This is a genomic window from Candidatus Neomarinimicrobiota bacterium, assembly GCA_018647265.1.
Taxonomy (GTDB): Bacteria; Fidelibacterota; Marinisomatia; order Marinisomatales; family TCS55; genus TCS55.
On the sequence record JABGTK010000076.1, the window covers coordinates 1 to 2,946 of the forward strand.

Genomic DNA, 2,946 nt, shown 5'->3' on the forward strand with positions numbered 1-2,946 from the left:
AATGATAAAACGAATTCTGGGGATTCTTATCCCCTTAATGATATGTGCAACACTGGTTGGCCAAGATTATGTCATGTTCCAAACTTCAACTCTTAAATTGAGGGCTGGACAAAATGCATCACTTCAAGCTGGCGTTAAAAAGCACAATGATAAATATCATAATGGCAAAGATAGCCCCAAAGCATATCTATGGTATATTAATACAGGTCCAAATTCTGGTAATTATAGCTGGGCCGTAGGACCAACAAAGTTCTCAGATATGGATCAGTCTCTACCAAATGATCATGTTAAAGATTGGGAAAAAAATGTAAGCCCATATGCTGATGAGATTGATGTGATTTATATAGTTAGAGATGAAGAATTAACCTATAACCCTAAGAATGAAACCGTTGGTGAAAATATTCTTGCCAAACGGTATACCGTAAAACAAGGGTCAGGCCATTTAGCTGCGGTTGAAGAGGCTTTTGGGTCAATCACTAAAGTCTTAAGAAAAACAGATGCAAAGATTGCTAGACGTATTTATAGGAATAAATTTCGAAATAATGGGCAATTTGATTTTCAGCTTGTTTATCCATTTAAGAGTTGGACAAGATTTGAAGGGTCAGGAGCATTAGGATTACCAAAGGAATTTAGAGCTGATTATGAGAAGTCCTATGGGAAGGGTAGTTTTGAAAAGAAAGTAATTAAAGTTCTTGCAGATCATACGTTCAATAGAACGCAAGAAGTATTAACAATGGTGAAATAAACCGAAATAAATCCGAGAAAACAGCCCCGATTTATCTATCGTAGTGAAACGTAGATAGACGGGGCTTTTTTCTTGCACCTTAATTATAAAGTGATATATATTTGATATCATAAAGATATCATATGGATAACGAAAATCATGCCAGATCTTTTAATCAGGAACATTACTCAGGAGATGCAGCGCCAACTCAAGGCGCGGGCAGAATCCAACCACCGCAGTATGATGAAGGAAGTTCATTTCATCCTGGAAGAATCCTTAATCGGAAAGTCGGCACGCCGTGAAATGCCTGAGCCCTACGAAGGGTCATTCGGTCTTACAGATGATTGGATCGCAGCAGCGAAAAGGTCTGACCGTGTATGATTGTTGTGGATTTCCAAATGATCGCCTATCTCTACATACTGGGAGATGGGACGTCCTTAGCGCAATCTGTCTATCGCAAGAACCCGAACTGGAGTGTGCCGTCCCTATGGCGGCATGAATTCCTTCAAATACTTTCCACTTTCGTCAAAGAAGGTGGAATGCCCCTTCCACATGCCGGGCGAATTTGGGATCAAGCGATAGGCAGATTTGTGCATTCTGAACAAACTATCCATTATAAACGGGCTCTCGTCTTGGCCAATGAATTCAATATTAACACGTACGACGCCCAAGCACTTGAATTGTCCCAAAGATTGGATATAACTTTTGTTTCTCAGAATAAGAGACTGAAAAAGGCCATGCCCCAAATAGTAACAAACCCCGAAACATATATTAAATAATGAATAATTCATCTGAAGCACTCCGTCCCCTATTTCAACTCGATCCTGAAATCACATTTTTGAATCATGGATCTTATGGCGCATGTCCAAAACCGGTATTTGAAACATATCAATCTTATCAAAAATCTTTAGAATCTCGCCCTATCCAGTTTATGCAGGAGACAGTGTACGATCTTTTAGAAAAATCTCGAAAGGCGCTTGGGCAGTATATCCATTGTGATCCAGATGATGTGGTTTTTGTATCTAACCCTACCCATGCGGTGGGAAATATAATTAATAATGTATCTCTAAATCCTGGAGATGAGGTGCTTACCACAAATTTGGAATATGGTTCTTGCGACCGAATGTGGACCTATGATGCGAATAAAAAAGGGTATAAATATATTCAAGCAGAAATAAAGCTTTATGTGGTGGACACTGCATCATTCCTTCAGGAATTCTGGTCCTTCGCGTCAGAAAAAACAAAATATATATTTATTAGTCAAATCACCAGCAGTACAGGAATGATACTCCCAATTCCTGAAATTGTGGCCGAGGCCAAAAAAAGAAATATTCAAACTATTATTGATGGTGCTCATGTGCCAGCCCACATACCACTAGATATTACCGATCTTGACCCGGATTATTATACAGGTGCATTGCATAAATGGCTCTGTTGTCCTAAAGGTGTCTCCTTTTTATATGTGAAACGGGAAAGACAAAGTGGGATTGAACCTATGGTTAAAAGTTGGGGGTGGGGAGAGGAATTGGATGCGTTTAAATCATCTACACAGCTTCATAGCGATAGTCGTTTTGTGAATGTATTCCAATGGCAAGGTACGCAGGATATGAGTGCATTCTTAACCGTTCCAGAAGCGATTCAATTTCAAGATGACCATGATTGGGATTCAGTTCGAATTCGATGCAAAGCTATGATTCAGGACTTCCGAAATCAAATTACAGCGATGACTGCTTTACCCAAACTTTGTCCTGATAATTGGTTGGGGCAAATGGCGACAATTCTTTTTCCTATGGATGATGTTGCCAAATTTAAACAGATGTTATATAATGATTATAAAATTGAAATGCCCACTATGGCTCCGAATGGTCAGAGCGGTTTTCGGGTATCCATTAATGGATATAATACCGATGAAGATGTGGATCATTTATTGAAGACCTTGAAGGGGTTATTGTAGAGGACACACTCTTTTATTTTATTGACATTCTGAGCGATCCCGATTCATCGGGAGAGCGAAGAATCTCAAACATATTATAATCAACCACCCCTCAATCCCCTCCTTAGATAAGGAGGGGAAGGCAAATACAATGTTGTACCATGGATCAAGAGTAAGGGGTGGTTTTGAAGAATAAAATGGAATTTTGTATGAAAAGAAATTGCTTGAGATCCTTCCTTTCGCTCTGCTCAAGTTCAGGATGACAAGATTATTTTAGATGATAGTTGAG

4 protein-coding genes are annotated in these 2,946 nt (G+C 39.2%); all 4 read left to right on the top strand.

Features of this window, described 5'->3' with window-relative positions; genetic code table 11:
• The first annotated feature begins 37 nt into the window (after positions 1-37).
• The 4 genes from HN459_04690 to HN459_04705 all read left to right on the top strand — a co-directional run bounded on the left by HN459_04690 (position 38) and on the right by HN459_04705 (position 2,678).
• Positions 38-745, top strand: coding sequence for a hypothetical protein (locus tag HN459_04690; protein ID MBT3478741.1), 708 nt, complete (start codon positions 38-40; stop codon positions 743-745).
• Between the two features lie 174 nt (positions 746-919).
• Entirely contained in the window at positions 920-1,105 is a 186-nt protein-coding gene (locus HN459_04695; GenBank protein ID MBT3478742.1) for an Arc family DNA-binding protein, read from the top strand.
• A gap of 17 nt (positions 1,106-1,122) precedes the next feature.
• Positions 1,123-1,503, top strand: a complete 381-nt coding sequence (locus HN459_04700; GenBank protein ID MBT3478743.1) for a type II toxin-antitoxin system VapC family toxin — start codon at positions 1,123-1,125, stop codon at positions 1,501-1,503.
• A complete protein-coding gene (locus HN459_04705) occupies positions 1,503-2,678 on the top strand; it encodes an aminotransferase class V-fold PLP-dependent enzyme (protein MBT3478744.1) in 1,176 nt (391 codons plus the stop codon). Before HN459_04700 ends, HN459_04705 begins: the two co-directional genes overlap by 1 nt.
• Positions 2,679-2,946 lie beyond the last annotated feature (268 nt).